This window comes from Bacillus cereus group sp. MYBK79-1 (assembly GCF_051915365.1).
GTDB lineage: Bacteria > Bacillota > Bacilli > Bacillales > Bacillaceae_G > Bacillus_A.
Genome location: NZ_JBQAEO010000011.1, coordinates 43,432 through 60,093, shown reverse-complemented (window position 1 = coordinate 60,093; position 16,662 = coordinate 43,432). Strand labels below are relative to the sequence as shown.

The window sequence follows — 16,662 nt, the reverse complement described above, 5'->3', positions numbered from 1 at the left end:
TCATTTTTGAGTAATATGATTAATAATTTAATAGAACTGACTCAACTACTATTTTTTCATTTAACCTCTTCCTATAAAGCCAATGAGGTTAAAGTTTCCTTGCGCAAATATCATCAAAGATTTTAAAAGAAATTAAATAACCTGAGTCTATATAAATATAGAACTCAGGTTATTTAATACCGCTTACTCGACAGGAGGCACTGTATTGTGATGGACTTTTTTATTTATCCATGTCAATACCTAATTGATCTTTCAATAATTTCATACCTTTTTGTGTAAGATGGACAGCCCGACTCTTATCCGTTTTTGTAATCCATTCCTGTTCCAAAAATAATTTTGCGATTGCAGATCCTAACCAACCAGAAATATGGTAGCGTCGTTCACTCCAATCGAGACAAGGTTTTGCAAATATTCTCCTCTTTATATTTGCCGTTTCAATATTTATCCCAAAATTCAGAAACCACTGCTTACCTTGTTCCGTTACAATGTATTCTCCTTCCTCTAAAATTATAAATTCCTTATGTAGTAATTTTTCAGTTATCTCTACACCGAGTTTGCCTGCAAGATGATCATAGCAAGTTCGAGCATAACGAACTTGTTTTAGTTGATCCGATTGTTTTAAAGAACGAACTTGGACTGTTGGTGCGATTGTTCCTAACTTCTCAAGAACTTCTGCTACCTCTTGATTAGCAAGTCGATAATACCGATGTCTACCATGTTGTTCAACTACAAGTAGATTCCCCTCTACTAATTTAGAAAGATGAGAACTAATCGTTGGATGTGACACCTTTGCCATATAAGCCAATTCGCTAGCAGGTAGTGCTTGATTATTCATTAAACAATCTAAGATAATTGCTCTTGTAGGTTCAGCAATTAGTTTAGCTATATATGAGATATTCGGATATACATTCATATTTCGATGATACCCTAACTGTTAAATTGATACAATTATTTTAAGTTTAATAGTAAAGGAGAATGTATTATGAATGCAATTGATCTTAGTATCTTAAATTTGAAAGAAACGAGAAGGCGCTCAGAAAAATTATGGAATTCTCTTCCTGATAATTTCCTTAATTGGAAGCCTGATGATGAGGCTATGTCCTTCGGTGAGATGATTCGTCATGTTTGGACCTCAACTTTTTACTATCATATGATTTTAAAAAACAACGGCTCAATACATGATATACATATGCCGTATGATGACGAGCCAATTACTTGTGTAAAAAAAGAAATTGAGTTGGCTCAATCATACTTTACTGACTTCATAGCATATGTTCAATCCATAAGCATAGCCGAGCTAGATTCAAGACTTATTGATCGAAGTGATGTTGGCTATCAACGATATTTAGGCGATATGCTATTACGAATTGCCTATCATGATGCGGTCCATGCAGGGCAATTTTTACAATATTTACGAATGATAAACTTGGAAAGACCTTTAATTTGGGATTAAAAGTTTTCAAACTGTCACTGCAATAAATATTCTTTCAACCAGTAACAATCCAAAATCATGATAATCATTTATATTAAAAACCTACATCTCAACCAAATACGTCGTACACATAAAAAGCACGGGTTTGATTACTAATCAAACCCGTGCTTTCAAAACAACTATGTTGTCCATACATAATAAAATGTAAGTTTAAAAAAACTACGACCGAAACGCCGCATCCGCCAGCATAGACAGTGTTGCATCATCCATCGGCGGATTGTGTAATCCTGCTCTGACGTTTAAATAGTAACGATGAAGCGGATTTTTTTCTGATAAACTTCTTGCTCCTACGATGCGCATTGCTTTATCTACAATAGATATTGCCGCATTCGTTACCGCATATTTCACTGCCGCTAATTCTGCCTGCAGTGATAGTTTATCCTCTGCTTCATCGTACTTTTTCGCAATTTGATATAAAAAGACGCGAGCTTGCATAAGCTCAAGTTCTAATTCTCCAACTAATCTTCTAACATTCGGCAATAAACTAATAGAATGATTTAAACTATTTGGCTTGTATGATCCCGCAAACTGAACTGCATAATTTCTTGCTGCTTGTGCAATCCCTAAATAACATGCTGGTATATGTAGCAACCAGCCAATACCCTTTTGTTTCACTTTCCCGCCCAATACATCTGTAAAAAAGCGATTGTCTATCTCTACATTTTGTAAGATAAGGTCGTGACTAGCAGTCCCTCGCATCGCAACGCTATCCCACGTTTCTTCAATGGATACACCGAGTGTATTTCTTGGAATGACAAACTCACCAACTTCTTCTCGGCCTTCCATACTTGCTGAAATAATAAAATAATCAAGTATTGGCGCCATCGTTGTAAAAGTTTTTCTTCCATTTATAACCCACTTCTCGCCTTGTTGAACTGCTATTGTTTCTGGTTTTCCGCCACGCGTCGGACTTCCTGTTTTTGGTTCTGTTGCTGCCCGATTAAATAGCGCACCGTTACGCACTTCTTCGCAAAACCATTTGAACATCTCATCATTCCAAGAGCGATTTTCCGCTAGCTCTTTCACAATGCCAAGATGCCAGCCAATCGATAATGCTGTAGCCCCGCAGCCTTCTGCGATTTTCTCTTGAAATAAAACGAAGTCATATAAAGAAATCGCACTACCACCAAATTCCTTCGGTAACGTTAATTTCGTATATCCGATATCTTTCAAATCACTCATATTTTCATACGGAAATGATCCTAATTCACTTAGTTGATGCTCCCTTTCCATGAACTTCGGAATCAATTTATTTATTTGTTCAATAATGAAAGATTGTTCTTCTGTTTCAACAAATGAGAGTGCCATACTATAATCTCCTTTATGTTCGATTCATCAACCGCTCACTTTTTCATTATGATTATATGAAGCTACCTCTCTATTGTTTCACTATTCCGATAAAAATACAATGTTTTTGACAAATAAGAAAAGCTCCTATTTTAGATGGGCTCTTTTCTTATATTAGTCTCCCTTCAATGCCTTTAATGGCAAAGAGGTTACATATCCAATATACGAGAATAATTCTTTAAAGAAGAATGGAATTTCTGTATCTAGCGTTTTATATGCTGATGTCGGTGTTGGTGAAGCATATGCTTCAATATTAATATGTTTTGCGATTCTCATTGCGCGTTTCATATGAAGTGGATCACTTACAATCGTGTATGTGCGTATTCCGTTCTCTATTCCAACTTCCTTCGCATTCTTTAAATTTTCTTCAGTGAAAAGAGATTTTGTTTCAATTAAAATATCTTCTTCTTTTACACCTTGTTTCATAGCATACACTCTAGCAGTACTTGATTCCTCAAGCTCTGTCTCAAACTTCGTACCACCTGTGAAAATAATCTTTTTAATGTTGCCATTCTTATATAAAGAAATCGCATGATTTATTCTTTCTTTAAATACAGGAGATGGTTTTCCGTTCCAGGCAGCTGCCCCTAATACAATACCAGCATCCGTTTTCACGTCATCACTTGTTTTAAAGCGATAACTCCAAATATCGTAAGCTGCGTAACTTACATATAAAATAGTAGAACAAATCATTAGTAAAAATACTTGAAAGATTCGTCTTTTCTTACTCTTCTTATTTTCTTTCATTTGTAATTGCCTCCGTACATCATCCATACTTCTATAAAAAACATTTATATCAAATCGTTTTGTTTGAGTTTGTTTACAAGAAGGAATTTTACTTGTTATTTATATATAAAAGGGTTTTCATTTAAAATTGAGGATTATCAATTCATTTTTATTTGCGGTTTTCATTACATATTTTAAATTCATAAGTTTATTACCATACAACTACATTGTAACGAATTTTTTCTCAGAAGGGAACGATGAAACAAAAGTAATTAAAATAAAGTAGCGTTTTGTAAGAAAAAAGGTATATTTTTCTTACATCTCGAACAATATACCTTTCAAAACACGAATTATAACTTTTCTTTATACAATTCTAATTTTTCCAATAAACGAGCTTTCACTACTGGCCATTCGCTTGCGATAATACTATACACAACTGCATCTCTCACATGACCACTTGGCAATTTTCTTTCATTTCTAAGCACCCCTTCTTTAACTGCACCTAACCTTTCAATTGCTCGTTGTGCTTTTTCATTTCTTGCATCCGTCTTAATTTGCACCCTCAGCATATGCAGTTTTTCAAAAGCATACTGGAGAAGCATATACTTACACTCTGTATTGATACTCGTACGTTGCACACTTGGATGATACCATGTTTGCCCTAACTCGACTGTTTTATCTTCTACTGAAATATTATATAAACGTGTACTTCCTACAATCGTATTCGTCTGTTGATCCACTACAACGAAAGGGATTTGAGTCCCCTTTCCATAACTCTGTATCGCTTTTTGCACATATTGCTGCATATCTTGCGCAGTATCCATTTTAGAGATTAAATACGCCCAAATATCCCGATTTCCTTCTACAATCGAAAACAAAGTTTCGACATCATTACTATCTATTAACCGTAACTTTGCTCTTTCGTGAATGATTTCCATTTGAAAGACCCCCTTTGTTGTTACTATAACATACGAAACAGAAACGTTTTATAAGAATAATAGAATATTTTTAAAAGAATTCCTTTTCAAATATAGTCTTCTCGTATAAGGTGGGAAGGCTCATCAACAACATTTAAACAGGAAAATTTTGATAATTCCCAATAAATGCTATATAATGATGAACGGGAGGGGATAAAAATGCTAGATCAAATTACTTGGGGAACGCCAGGCAGCTTATTATGTTTAGGATTCTTTTTTGCAGGGTTAGGAATTTTCTTAAGAAGCATGACGTCATATTCAAAAAATAAATAAAAGCATCCCAAAAACAGAAAATAGTACATTTTCATGTTTTTGGATATTTGATTTTCTTAGCTTGATAGTGAAATGGGAATACCTCGCTTTTAAACAAAAGAAGCCTTTCTTTTACAGAAGGCTTCTTTTGTTATAGATTTATCTTATTAAAACTTTAAAGCAACAAATAAGCAATTGGCGTAATAATAAGTAACGTTAATATCGTTCTTTGTACGTAGAGAATAATAAGTTCCGATACTTTTAACGGAATGTCTGTCGATAAAATACAAGGAATGGAAGCTGAGAAAAACAATATAGATGATACCGAAACAACCGCAATGACAAACTTTGTTACGAGCGGTGCACTTACAACTAAAAGAGAAGGTAAAAACATTTCTGCGATACCAACGGATGCCGCTTTAGCAGCTAGTTCTGCTTCTGGAAGCTGTAAAGCCCACGTAAATGGATAGAAAATATAACTAATCCAATCAAATATTGGCGTGAATTTCGCTAAGACGATACCAATTAATCCTACTGACATAATGGATGGCAAAATTCCCATCGTCATAATAAATCCATCTTTTAAATTCACTGCGATATTTTTCATAATACTCGGTGCAGATTTCGATACTTCTAACGCATCTTCCCAAGCGCGTTCTAGCATTTTTTCTTTATACACAGGTTCTGGGAACCCTTCTTCTGTTACATATGTATCTGGTTTTCTACTAAGTGGTGGGATTCTTACGGTGATTGCAGTTACGATGAATGTTACAACGAGAGTAGTCCAAAAATAAACATTCCATAAATGCATAATGTCTAATGTTTTTGCGATGATGATCATAAAGGTTGCGGATACTGTAGAAAAACCTGTAGCGATAATGGCAGCTTCTTTTGTCGTATACTTTCCTTCTTTATACACGCGATTCGTAATAAGAAGTGCAAGCGAATAACTCCCCACAAAGGAAGCGACCGCATCGATTGCTGATCGTCCAGGTGTTTTCCATAACGGTCTCATAATCGGACGGCAAAACGTACCGATAAATTCAAGTAATCCGTATCCGACTAATAACGCTAAAAAAGCCGAGCCAATTGGAACGAGTAAACTTACCGATATTACTAGTTTTTCATACAAGAACGGCCCTACATCTTGTGCAAAGAACCAAGCTGGCCCTATTTTCAAACAATATAATACACCAAAAACGACGCCAACTACTTTTAAAATAGAAAAACAAATGTCTACGATAGATGCATTCCACTTTTTCGTATAAAATGGATAAATCGCCCCCATTATCATAACGAGTAGAGCGTAATAAGGTACTGCGCTCGGAACCGAAGTCCTGATCCATGATACGATATGATCAATCATAATGGAAGAAGCACCATTTATCGTAACTGGTACGAAAAACATAAACACCCCAACTAGACTAGCGAGTATAAACCGAAGAATAATCCTCTTCTCACTCCCTGTCTTAATTACATTCCTTTTTAATTCAATTTCACTCAAAATTCGACACCTCCTATTATCTAAATATTCTGTATAATTATGTTAGATTCCTTCTTTCCATTTCTATATTTAATCATATAAAAAAAACCTATTTAAAAAATAGGCTTTTTCTACTACCTCTCATAATCATCCACAATTACTTGAATAACACGATACGATTCTTCTGCCACTATTTTATTACTAGTCTTATTCGCATCATATGTAATTAACGCTTTCCAAAGTGCCCATCCTCTCGCTCTATTCCACGTTTCTTCATCTATGCACAATACTTCTTTAAATACGTTTCTACTACTTTTATCAAAAAACGTCCAAGCCATCGCCGCATCGCAAGCAGGATCCCCTACTCCTAAAATACCAAAATCAATTACGGCGCAAAGCTTTCCGTCCTTAACGAGTAAATTTCCTGGTGCAACATCTCCATGAATCCAAACTGGTTTACTATCCCACGTTGACTGAAGTGCTACATCCCAAAGATGCTTTAATACTGTTTCATCAAAAACATTCTTATTATTTACAATAGCACCTCTCGCCTCTTCATCATATACAGCTATAAGCCCGCCTCGGTAAAAATTATGTGCTCCAGCTATCGGTCCGTTACTCGAATCAATGGATTGCAATTCTACTAAAAATGCTCCTAAGTCCGCCGCAAATTCATTTAAGTCACGGACATTTTGTTTCGTAACCGTTTCTCCTTCTATCCACTTATTAATAGACCAAGGCCATGGATACGATTCAGATGGATTACCTTTTGCAAGTGGTGTAGAAATCGGTAAAGAAAGTTCCTTACTTAATATAGGTAGCCACTTATTTTCTTTCTCTACTTGCGGTGCATATGCTGCATCACTTGGCAATCTGACACTCATCTCCTTCCCTAGATGAAACGTTCGATTATCATGCCCACTAAACTTTACAGGCTTCACTTCTAAATGTGCCCATTTTGGAAACTGTTCTTGTACTAACCTTTTAACTAACTCTGTGTTAATTAAATTCATTCACTTACCCCCTTCTCTTTTGAAACTTACTAAGTCCATCTGTACTCCCAACATATTCAAAACCATTTTTCTTATAAAAATTATTCAACGTACGATTATGTCCCACACAATCTAGCTTCAAAAACTCTTTTTCATGTTGTACATTCTCATCTACCCACTGTAAAATCCATTCTCCAATTCCATTTCCCTTATACTTCCGTTTCACCGCAAATCTATGAATATATAATGAATTAGAAACTTCCTCTTTACCAAAAATATGTTCATCCCAATCATTTTGTTTAGGAGATGCTGTAACTGTACCGACAATTTCATCTCCTTTCGTAACCACATATGTATATTTCCCTCTTATACCTTCTAATATTTCAGCCGTAGCCTCTCCACCTAACAAATACTGCCATTGATCTACTTCTTTATGTTGTAACCACTGTGCTACTTCTTTTAATAGAGTGATGATGCTATTGCTTTCCTCTTCAGTAGCAGTTCGAATTGTATATTCTTTAACTGTGTTTCTCTCCATATTGCCGTCCCCCGTTCAAATTACTACCATACTGATAATCGCGTTCTACCGTCATTTTCGTCTGTAACGTATTCTACATAAAAACCTTGATTCCGTGCGTTTTCATACATCAGTTCCATCGCTTTTTGGTCTTTCGCATAAATGTGTATGTAATCACCATCCGCTACTAAAACGACTACTTCACACTTGCTTTCTTTAAACTCTTCATATGTTTCAATCTCTTCTAGTACTTCTCCTTTTGGATATGCTTTTAAATCTGCAAAAACAAGATAATATATGTTGTCTTTAACTAACCTTTTTAACTCTAATCCTTCCACTACACTTGGTTCTTCTGGAAATAATGCCTCATCCAATCCACCACGTGCTACCAAGTATGACTCCTCACTCCCCACCCACCAATCAAATGAAGAAATATGAATTGTCTTTAATACTTTCCAAAGTAAATTATCATATTCATTTGGAATTTCTACAAAGATTCCTCTTTTCATATGTTTACTCCTAACGTATTTGTTTTCATTTTCGTTTCATACATTATATACGAAATTTAGCTACTATATATAACTTGTATTTCATCACAAAAACCGCTTCACTACTAGTGAAACGGCTTTTCTTTTTAAGCATGTAATTCTGTTTCATGTTCCTTTATCGTACTACGCTTCAATGCCGTTGCTAGTATAATAACCATACTTACTACGCCAATCCAAACGAGCACTGTTACAGGTGTACTCCAGCTTAACCCTTTTCCGAAGAAGAATATTTCTCTCAGCCCTTCAATCATAAATCGCATTGGCAACCATGCGTACACCCAGTCTTGGTAAAATGGCGACAACATTTCAGGTGCTAATGATAATAACGGTGCCCCGAAGAATAGTAAGAGTGCGAATACACCAATTCCTTTTAACCCAACTATTGAAAGTACCGCCGATATCATTAAGAAGAAACTAAAGGACGTAATAGTTAAAAACAGTGCCGTATCAGTGAAATTAGAAATATTTAATCCTACCATTCCATCCGCAATCCATGTAAGACCGAACCCAATGACAAATGCTGCGACAGCCCCTGTTATGATTTGTTTTAGTTTTAATACGAATTTTTCTTTTCTTGTACCTACTGGCATTTTACTGATCGCAATAAAGATAATTGCTGCGCTCGCTAAACTTGCAATCCATAACGGTTGGAATAAAGAAATTGGCGAGTTACCGTTCGCACTGTTTTTGCCAATTTCATTTACATTTGTTACTTTCTTTGCAATCGGTGTGACTACATTTGAAACTTGATCTGCTGTTAACGTAACTCCTTTTGCTTTATATCCTTCTAATAGTTGCGCGCGAACAGTATTGTTCATATTATCAACTACCCCATTTAACATTTGCCCTGCCATAGTTGATGCTACTGTATTCATTCCTTGATTTATAAATATTTCTACCTCTGGCGAAGATGGCTGTGGTGTTCGTAATGATGATTGTTTTGCGCTAAAGTCTTTCGGAATGACTAATGCTGCGTAATACTCTTGATTACTTAAACCTTGTTGCACAGATTCCTTATCTTTTACTTCTACCCACTTGACCGCAGGTTCTTCCTCTAATTTTGATGTCTTTTTCATATTATCAACAATCGTTTGCCCCATATTCATTTTCGGTTGATTCGGGATTTCTACTCCTTGGTCCTCATTTACGATTGCGATTGGTAAGTTTTTCGGCTTAGGTTGAACGGTTGGAAATAACGTTAATGAAAAAATAAAAACTACGAGTAGTGCAATAACTGGTGAGAACAATAAAAGTTTATTTTTTAACATTTTCTTTTCTCCTCCTAGAATTTGATTTATAATAACCAACAACGTGTTGTTTATTTATATTTGAATTATATGTTCGAGTTGAACCTTATACAATAATCAAAAATCGTGAATGTGTCGGTTATAAGACACATCCTTGAAATGTGTTGGCTAAAATGAAGGAGAGACATGCTTTGCGCGATAGTAATTTAGATTTACGTGTCATTCGTACGAAAACTGCCATACGAAATGCATTTGTCGAACTAATTGAAGAAAAAGGCTTTGACGCCATTACAGTCAAAGATATTACAACGAAAGCAAACATTAATCGTGGTACTTTCTATGCACACTATCAAGATAAATTTGATTTAATGACGAAGTGCCAAGAAGACATTATGTATGAGTTTTCCAGCATTGCCAAAAGGAGATTTATCTTTCCAAACAAAACTGAAAGACTTTATGTGGAAAACAATATTTGAAGATACGAATGGCGCTCTCATAAATAAAGAGAATTTACTTGTCCCAAGCCAATATCTAGCTTCTTATATGGCATCTGCTCATATTGGTGTTATACAGCAATGGTTAAATAACGGACAAAAAGAAACACCTGAGGAAATTGCTCGTATTTTATCAACAATCGCTGTTCATGGGCCTTTTTATGCGGCCGGTTTAAAGAAATAAGTCAACTATATAATAAAAGATCATCCACGATAATAGCGGATGATCTTTTGTTTCATTACAACACTTCAATATACCCTTCTGTTCCATGTACCCGAATTCGTTGTCCGTCTTTTATTAATTTCGTAGCATTCTCTACCCCGACGACTGCTGGTAATCCGTATTCACGTGCGATAACTGCGCCGTGTGTCATAAGTCCGCCAACTTCAGTGACTAACCCTTTTATAGACACAAACAATGGTGTCCAGCCAGGGTCAGTAAAGGCAGTAACTAATATATCTCCCTCTTCTAAAGTCGCTTCTTCCATGTATAAAATAACGCGAGCTCTTCCCTCTATAACTCCTGAAGAAACAGGCAAACCTACAATTGCGTCAGCTGGGAGGTTTTCTCGTTTATACTTACCTGTAATAATTTCTCCATCAGACGTCATTACACGAGGAGGCGCTAGTTTTTCATATAATTTGTACTCATTTTTTTGTTTATGAATAACCTTGTAATCTAGTTTATTCGTGCGGACGACTTCGTGAAGCTCTTCAAAAGTTAGATAGTATATATCATCGACTTCATGAATGACACCGCTCCGCACAAGTTGCTCAGCTTCTTTCAATAATGCCTGCTTATATATGAAATAACGATTAATCATGCCGTATTTTGGATATTCACGATAACCGATAAAATTACGGATGTTACGAATCATCTGCTTCGTCTCTTCTACTTTTTGTGTACCATCCGGCAAATGCTGCAATCGACCTACTAATTCTTCTTCTTTTTTCAAAGCTTCTTGCAGTCCTTCTTCAAACTTCCTCTTACTCGCACCGTATTCAAAGTCTCTTATATTATTTAAAATCATCGGGATAATGGTTGTTGGCTTTTCACTCCAGCGCGTTTTCGTAATATCTATTTCTCCGCTACATCTCATTCCGTATTTTTTTAGAAAAGTTAGAATGGCATCTCGAGCTTTTTCTCCGCCTTTAAACTGAACTAGTTCATCTAAAAAGCTATCATTTTCTACATGTTGTAAATACGCAATAACTTCTGGGTATGGCCGAATCACATCTGCAACATCGAGTAATGCTAGCCCCATTTCAGATGTAATATTATTTTGTACGGATTGAGAAAGTGTGTCTGCTGCATTCTTTTCGCCTAGCCATTGCTCCATTTTTTCATTCATCCATGTTGAAGCATTCATACCTGCCATAATGACAGCCATACTTTGCGGATGAAATAATATTTTCTTTAATTGCTGAATATCTTCCAAAATAAAATCAAGTACATCCCCCCCTGATTTCATTTGCATATTTCGTTTTAATTCTTCGATTGATGCTTGATTCTTCTTTATTAAATCCGTAACGATTGCTGGATTGTTTTCGATTTGTGGTTGCGAACTTGCAGGTGGACCACTTTTACCAACGCTCTTTTCTTTTTCACCATCTGGTAACAATTTAATAAAATCATCTCGCTCGATTATAGTCGTTAATGCATCTCTTACGAGCGGATCAGATTTTCCTAAAGTGTTTATTAAGTAATCTCTGCTAGCAGGTGAAGCTAATTGTTGCGTAGCATCAACAAATAGCCTGCCCCCCGCTTTACGCATAGGAGCACTAGTCGTTAACAGGAAAAAAGATAATCCTAGTGGTTTCATCGCATCGGTCATCATTTGCTGGTGACCAACCGATACATACACATGATTCTCCCCATCATTTGCTTCAGGTATTGGATATAAAGTCGTGATTGGGCGACTTTGAACAATATAAAATGTAGCATCCACTAAACACCATTCAATATCTTGGGGACAACCAAAATAAGCTTCAATCTGTCTTCCAATCTGTGCTAGTTGTAATATTTGTTGTTCAGACAATGTTTGAGTTTTTTGCTGAGCCAGATCAATCTGTTTCGTTTCTGTTCCGCCCTCTTTCAAAGCATAAATAGCTATTTTTTTAGTCGCTATCATCGTTCCAGTAATTTTTCCTTCTTTTACTTTATAATTATCGGCAGAGACCAGTCCTGATACTAATGCCTCACCAAGTCCAAAACTGGCATCGATTGATAATACCTTTCGGTTAGAAGTAACCGGATCAGCAGTAAATAAAATTCCCGAAGCCTCAGGGAAAACCATTTTTTGAACGACAACACATATAGAAACTTGATTATGTTCAAAACCATTTTGCATGCGGTACGTAACTGCTCGCTCTGTAAATAAAGACGCCCAGCATTTTCTTACATGCTGCAAAATTGCTTCTTCTCCGATAATATTTAAATACGTATCTTGTTGACCAGCAAACGAGGCATACGGTAAATCTTCAGCCGTAGCACTAGAACGCACGGCATACGCATGTTCATTTCCGAAACGTGAGAGATAATGAGCTACCGCTTCCACTACATCAATAGGGATTTCTACTGCCATAATGACTTCCCTAATCTTCTTACTAATTTCACCAATTTTATTTCGCTCTTCCATTTTTAACTTTGTTAACTGTTGCAACAAAGTTTGAAACTTTTTATTTTTCTCGATAGCCTTTTCATATCCTACCGTTGTAACACAAAATCCTTCTGGCACTTGTATACCTTGAATTTTGGATAACTCCCCTAAATTCAAACCTTTTCCACCGACAAGTGAAAGCTGCATGTTTTCTATTTCCTGAAAATCGAGAACGAAAGAACTCAAGTAACATCTCTCCTTACTTTGCATGTATTCTTGATTGTAGCAGTAGTCAATACGAATAAACAGTCTATTTCGAACTTGATTTACATGATATAATTAAGTTAGGAAGAGATAATTATTTATTTCTCTCCCTCTAATTCACTTCAATTACCAAAGCAATATTATTAGATAAAATCTGGTTCCTCCAACATTATATAAAAGTACAGAATAAGCATATTTATTCTATAGGCGAATATCTTATTGCAGGGGCAATCTTTATTTAAATGGAGGAGTCTGCATGGGATACTTTATTACTGTAGAGCCAGGTGTAAGAATAAATGTAGAAGATGTAAACCCAAAGGGAAATAAAACAATTCTATTTATACATGGATGGCCTTTAAACCATAAGCAATTTGAATATCAATTTAATATTCTTCCTGCGATGGGATATCGATGTATAGGCGTTGACTGGAGAGGCTACGGTGATTCCGATAAACCATTCAGTGGTTACAATTTCGATAGATTGGCAGATGATATACGTGTAGTAATTGAGACGTTACAGTTAAGAGATTTCACACTTGCAGGACACTCCACAGGGGGAGCAATTTCCATTCGATATATGGCTCGACATCAAAGTTTTGGCGTATCCAAACTAGTCCTTATAGACGCTGCATCTCCGACCAGTGTTGAAAAAGAAGTGGCAAATAAGTTCATTACAGAAACACTTAATGATCGTCCTAAAATGTTGCAAGGTGTAACGGACCTCTTTTTCTTCCAGAAAATCACTGAACCATTCTCAGATTGGTTCTCCCAACTAGGATTACAGGCCGCTAGTTGGTCGACAGTTGCAATCATGACCTCATTAAGAGATGAAAATGTATACAATGATCTTAACAAAATATTTATACCTACGTTAATTATTCATGGTATCCATGATAAAATCGTTCCCTTTACCAAAGGTCAAGAAACAAAAAAACTAATAGCAAACTCACAACTTGTACCATTTCAATACAGTGGTCATGGTCCATTTTGGGAAGAACGTGATAAGTTTAACCAGCTATTAATACAATTTATTGGATAATAGAACACTCTAGATAACAGTACTTGAATTGAATAATTCATTTAAAAAGAACGTACATTTTAGACATATCTATTATATACGTTCTTTTAATTTTTCTATTTTTATTTACATGTGAAACACTTTTCAACGACTTTCCTAGCGTTCAACATGATAAAAAGTAAAATAATTGAAATTATGGTAAATAAGAATCTTTCTTTTTTATCAAATATAATTTAGTATACTTATATTTAAAGAAATTATTAATGATAGATAAAGAAAGGAATATAGAGAGTGAAAAAATTATTTCAGACAAAAAAATTGTTAATATCAGTTCTAACATTAACCATAGTAGTCAGTCTTTATTTTGTTCTGCAATCCACTACTTCACTTGCAAAAGATATAGAAAATCAAGACAATCCAATTCAACTTGTAAGTGAACAACCAAATGTGGAGTTAAGAAAAACAATTCCTAATCAGTTTAATGGTCAAGTAAGAAAAGTGGCATATCTTACATTTGATGACGGACCAGGAAAGTATACAGCCGAGCTTTTAGACATACTGAAACAACATAACGTTAAAGCAACATTTTTCTTAACTGGTAATCCTGTAAAAAAATATCCTGATTTAGTAAAACGGGAAAAAATCGAAGGACATTACGTTGGTATGCACAGCATGACACATGATTTCAAAAAATTATATACAAATGGTGACTATGTAAATGAAATGAAAGCAAACCAAAGTTTAATAGCTGACCTTATTGGTGAAAAACCACAATTAACAAGACCTCCATATGGTTCCATGCCTGGATTAAACGAAGGACTTCGTAATAAAGTTGTAGAAAATGACTTTAAAGTATGGGATTGGACAATTGACTCTTTAGATTGGAAGTATAATAACGTACCATTAGAAATAGCTTCCAAAAACATTGCTCAAAATGTACTTACTAATGCAAATAAGTCCCAAGAAGTTATACTAATGCACGACATTCATCCTCAAGCTGTTGCAGCTGTATCAGCCATTATAGTAGGATTGAAGGAAAAAGGGTATGAATTTGAAGCGTATCACGAAAGCAATCACTTCCCTTTAAATTTTTGGCAAGATCCACGCATTTAACTTTTAAAGAAAATTAAGTTGTATTTAAAAATGTTATAAAATTAAAAGCGATAAAGACTCACCAGTAATCTAAGAAACTCTAAAGGCCTCTGACTTATACACCAATACATTGTCAGAGGCCTTGTAATATACGTATTTTATGATGTGGTACTACTCTTTATCAATACACTAAAGAAAATGTAGAGCCTAAGCACACAATAACATTAGGTATCCTGTAAATTTTTAAAATTCAATATTCCTGTTACAGAAGCAAGTATGTCGACATTTATAGATACATTGTAATCATTCCAGATTTTTTTACCAAAACTAATTTTCTAAATCCTAAGCGTTATTTAACCTCTTCAACTATTTTTTTTAAGCAGTGTGTGAAACCTTCGAAAACTCTTTTATGTTGTTCTCCAATGATAAGCAAATATAATCATCACGGCACCCAAAATAGCACAAATCATATACATAAATGAATAAGAAGAGAAATCAGCTATCGGCCCCATAATAACACTACCTAGCGAAACACCTAAATCAGCCATGGCAATAAATAAACCAATTAACACATTACGACTCTTTTCAGGCAAGACAAATGTCAAATATGTTGTTAATGTAGGATAGAGAAGCGCTTGAGGTATTCCCATTAAAATTGCACCCATATAGAAAAAAACTGCTCCACCCGTTATCGAAAAGCTTACACACTGTGCACCTATTGCTAATAAAAGCATAGTTCCCATAACAAAAGACGCATGCCATTTACCATCTGAAGGAATCTTTTTTCTTAAAGAAAAACGAACGAAGACAACAGTAGCCGCTTGAAGCATGAGATAAATTCCAGCATTACCACTTTTTAATTGGGAAGCGTATAGTGGTATAAAGGTAGTTATAGCTCCAAATACAATTGAAGCAACTAACATTAACACACTACATTTGAATAAAATTGGATTTTTTACTAACTGTTTAAAAGATTTAAAAATACTTACTTCTTGCTCAGCATTATCTGAAACAGGTTGACTCTTTATTTTTTCCATTTTAGCACTATATCCAAACATTGCTGTAGAGATCGCAATTGATATTAGTACCACTATAAAATAATCCATCCCTCCAGCCTCCCAAATGCTGTATGCCACTACGGGCCCAATAATCCCTGGCATATTAGCAAATAAAGAGTATAGTGAAATCCCCTGAGAGCGATCCTTATCTGGCAGTGCATCAATTATACCCATCTGTAATGTCATTGAGAAAAAAGCTGTTGAAACTCCTTGTAAAATACGTGCAATTAAAAACCCACCTAACCCCGTAACAGTATAAAGTATTAAAGCAAAACCATTAAGGATGAGAATAATACGTAATACTTTTACCGGACCGTGCTTTTGAATAATATGACCTGCCCATGGGCGAAAGAACATAGTTGTAAATAAATATCCCCCCATAATCAAACCAATTGTTGTATTGTTAGCCCCTAATATTCCACCTTGTAGAGGAATAATAACGTTTAATATGGCATTCGCACTAAAATAAAGAAAAACTAATATATACAAACGTAAAAAAGGCCAAGACATAGCTCCATTCACAATTTCTCCTCCTAATTCTATAACTCTGAATAT

Annotated in this window: 14 protein-coding genes and 1 pseudogene; 4 read left to right on the top strand and 11 right to left on the bottom strand. The window is 35.3% G+C overall.

The window, feature by feature from the left end; genetic code table 11:
- Positions 1-220: 220 nt before the first annotated feature.
- Positions 221-913 (bottom strand): ArsR/SmtB family transcription factor, encoded by a 693-nt coding sequence (locus ACTFOB_RS17865; RefSeq protein WP_440028110.1) that lies wholly within the window; start codon positions 911-913, stop codon positions 221-223.
- A 69-nt stretch (positions 914-982) separates the two neighbouring features.
- Here ACTFOB_RS17865 and ACTFOB_RS17860 point away from each other — a divergent pair, with 69 nt between their 5' ends.
- Positions 983-1,453: a DinB family protein gene (locus ACTFOB_RS17860; RefSeq protein ID WP_440028113.1), complete on the top strand. Its 471-nt coding sequence runs from the start codon at positions 983-985 to the stop codon at positions 1,451-1,453.
- Between the two features lie 198 nt (positions 1,454-1,651).
- On the opposite strand, the gene ACTFOB_RS17855 is transcribed toward ACTFOB_RS17860, so the two are convergent.
- The 8 genes from ACTFOB_RS17855 to ACTFOB_RS17820 form a co-directional block, all read right to left on the bottom strand.
- Positions 1,652-2,800 (bottom strand): acyl-CoA dehydrogenase family protein, encoded by a 1,149-nt coding sequence (locus ACTFOB_RS17855; RefSeq protein WP_440028116.1) that lies wholly within the window; start codon positions 2,798-2,800, stop codon positions 1,652-1,654.
- Positions 2,801-2,953: 153 nt separating this feature from the next.
- Complete coding sequence (locus tag ACTFOB_RS17850; RefSeq protein WP_440028119.1) at positions 2,954-3,586, bottom strand: YdcF family protein; 633 nt, start codon at positions 3,584-3,586, stop codon at positions 2,954-2,956.
- A gap of 329 nt (positions 3,587-3,915) precedes the next feature.
- On the bottom strand, positions 3,916-4,503 hold the full coding sequence (locus tag ACTFOB_RS17845; protein WP_440028121.1) for a GNAT family N-acetyltransferase: 588 nt from the start codon (positions 4,501-4,503) through the stop codon (positions 3,916-3,918).
- 466 nt (positions 4,504-4,969) lie between these two features.
- Entirely contained in the window at positions 4,970-6,298 is a 1,329-nt protein-coding gene (locus ACTFOB_RS17840) for a YjiH family protein (RefSeq protein ID WP_440028123.1), read from the bottom strand.
- Positions 6,299-6,411: 113 nt separating this feature from the next.
- A complete protein-coding gene (locus ACTFOB_RS17835; protein ID WP_440028126.1) occupies positions 6,412-7,290 on the bottom strand; it encodes an aminoglycoside phosphotransferase family protein in 879 nt (292 codons plus the stop codon).
- 4 nt (positions 7,291-7,294) lie between these two features.
- Positions 7,295-7,807, bottom strand: a complete 513-nt coding sequence (locus ACTFOB_RS17830) for a GNAT family N-acetyltransferase (RefSeq protein ID WP_440028128.1) — start codon at positions 7,805-7,807, stop codon at positions 7,295-7,297.
- Positions 7,808-7,830: 23 nt separating this feature from the next.
- Complete coding sequence (locus tag ACTFOB_RS17825) at positions 7,831-8,295, bottom strand: DUF2691 family protein (protein ID WP_440028131.1); 465 nt, start codon at positions 8,293-8,295, stop codon at positions 7,831-7,833.
- Between the two features lie 125 nt (positions 8,296-8,420).
- Positions 8,421-9,641, bottom strand: a complete 1,221-nt coding sequence (locus tag ACTFOB_RS17820) for a YhgE/Pip domain-containing protein (protein ID WP_440028256.1) — start codon at positions 9,639-9,641, stop codon at positions 8,421-8,423.
- A 131-nt stretch (positions 9,642-9,772) separates the two neighbouring features.
- Between ACTFOB_RS17820 and ACTFOB_RS17815 the strand changes: the two are divergent.
- A pseudogene (locus ACTFOB_RS17815) lies at positions 9,773-10,259 on the top strand (TetR/AcrR family transcriptional regulator).
- Between the two features lie 55 nt (positions 10,260-10,314).
- Here the strand turns inward: ACTFOB_RS17815 and ppsA are convergent.
- Positions 10,315-12,921, bottom strand: coding sequence for a phosphoenolpyruvate synthase (ppsA, locus tag ACTFOB_RS17810; protein ID WP_440028134.1), 2,607 nt, complete (start codon positions 12,919-12,921; stop codon positions 10,315-10,317).
- 274 nt (positions 12,922-13,195) lie between these two features.
- Between ppsA and ACTFOB_RS17805 the strand changes: the two genes are divergently transcribed.
- A complete protein-coding gene (locus ACTFOB_RS17805) occupies positions 13,196-13,978 on the top strand; it encodes an alpha/beta fold hydrolase (protein WP_440028137.1) in 783 nt (260 codons plus the stop codon).
- Between the two features lie 270 nt (positions 13,979-14,248).
- A complete protein-coding gene (locus ACTFOB_RS17800) occupies positions 14,249-15,070 on the top strand; it encodes a peptidoglycan-N-acetylglucosamine deacetylase (protein ID WP_440028140.1) in 822 nt (273 codons plus the stop codon).
- Between the two features lie 386 nt (positions 15,071-15,456).
- Here the strand turns inward: ACTFOB_RS17800 and cntE are convergent, their stop codons facing one another.
- Positions 15,457-16,629 carry a staphylopine family metallophore export MFS transporter CntE gene (gene cntE / locus ACTFOB_RS17795; protein WP_440028143.1) on the bottom strand — a complete coding sequence of 391 codons (1,173 nt, stop codon included), beginning with the start codon at positions 16,627-16,629 and terminating at the stop codon, positions 15,457-15,459.
- Between the last annotated feature and the right edge of the window lie 33 nt (positions 16,630-16,662).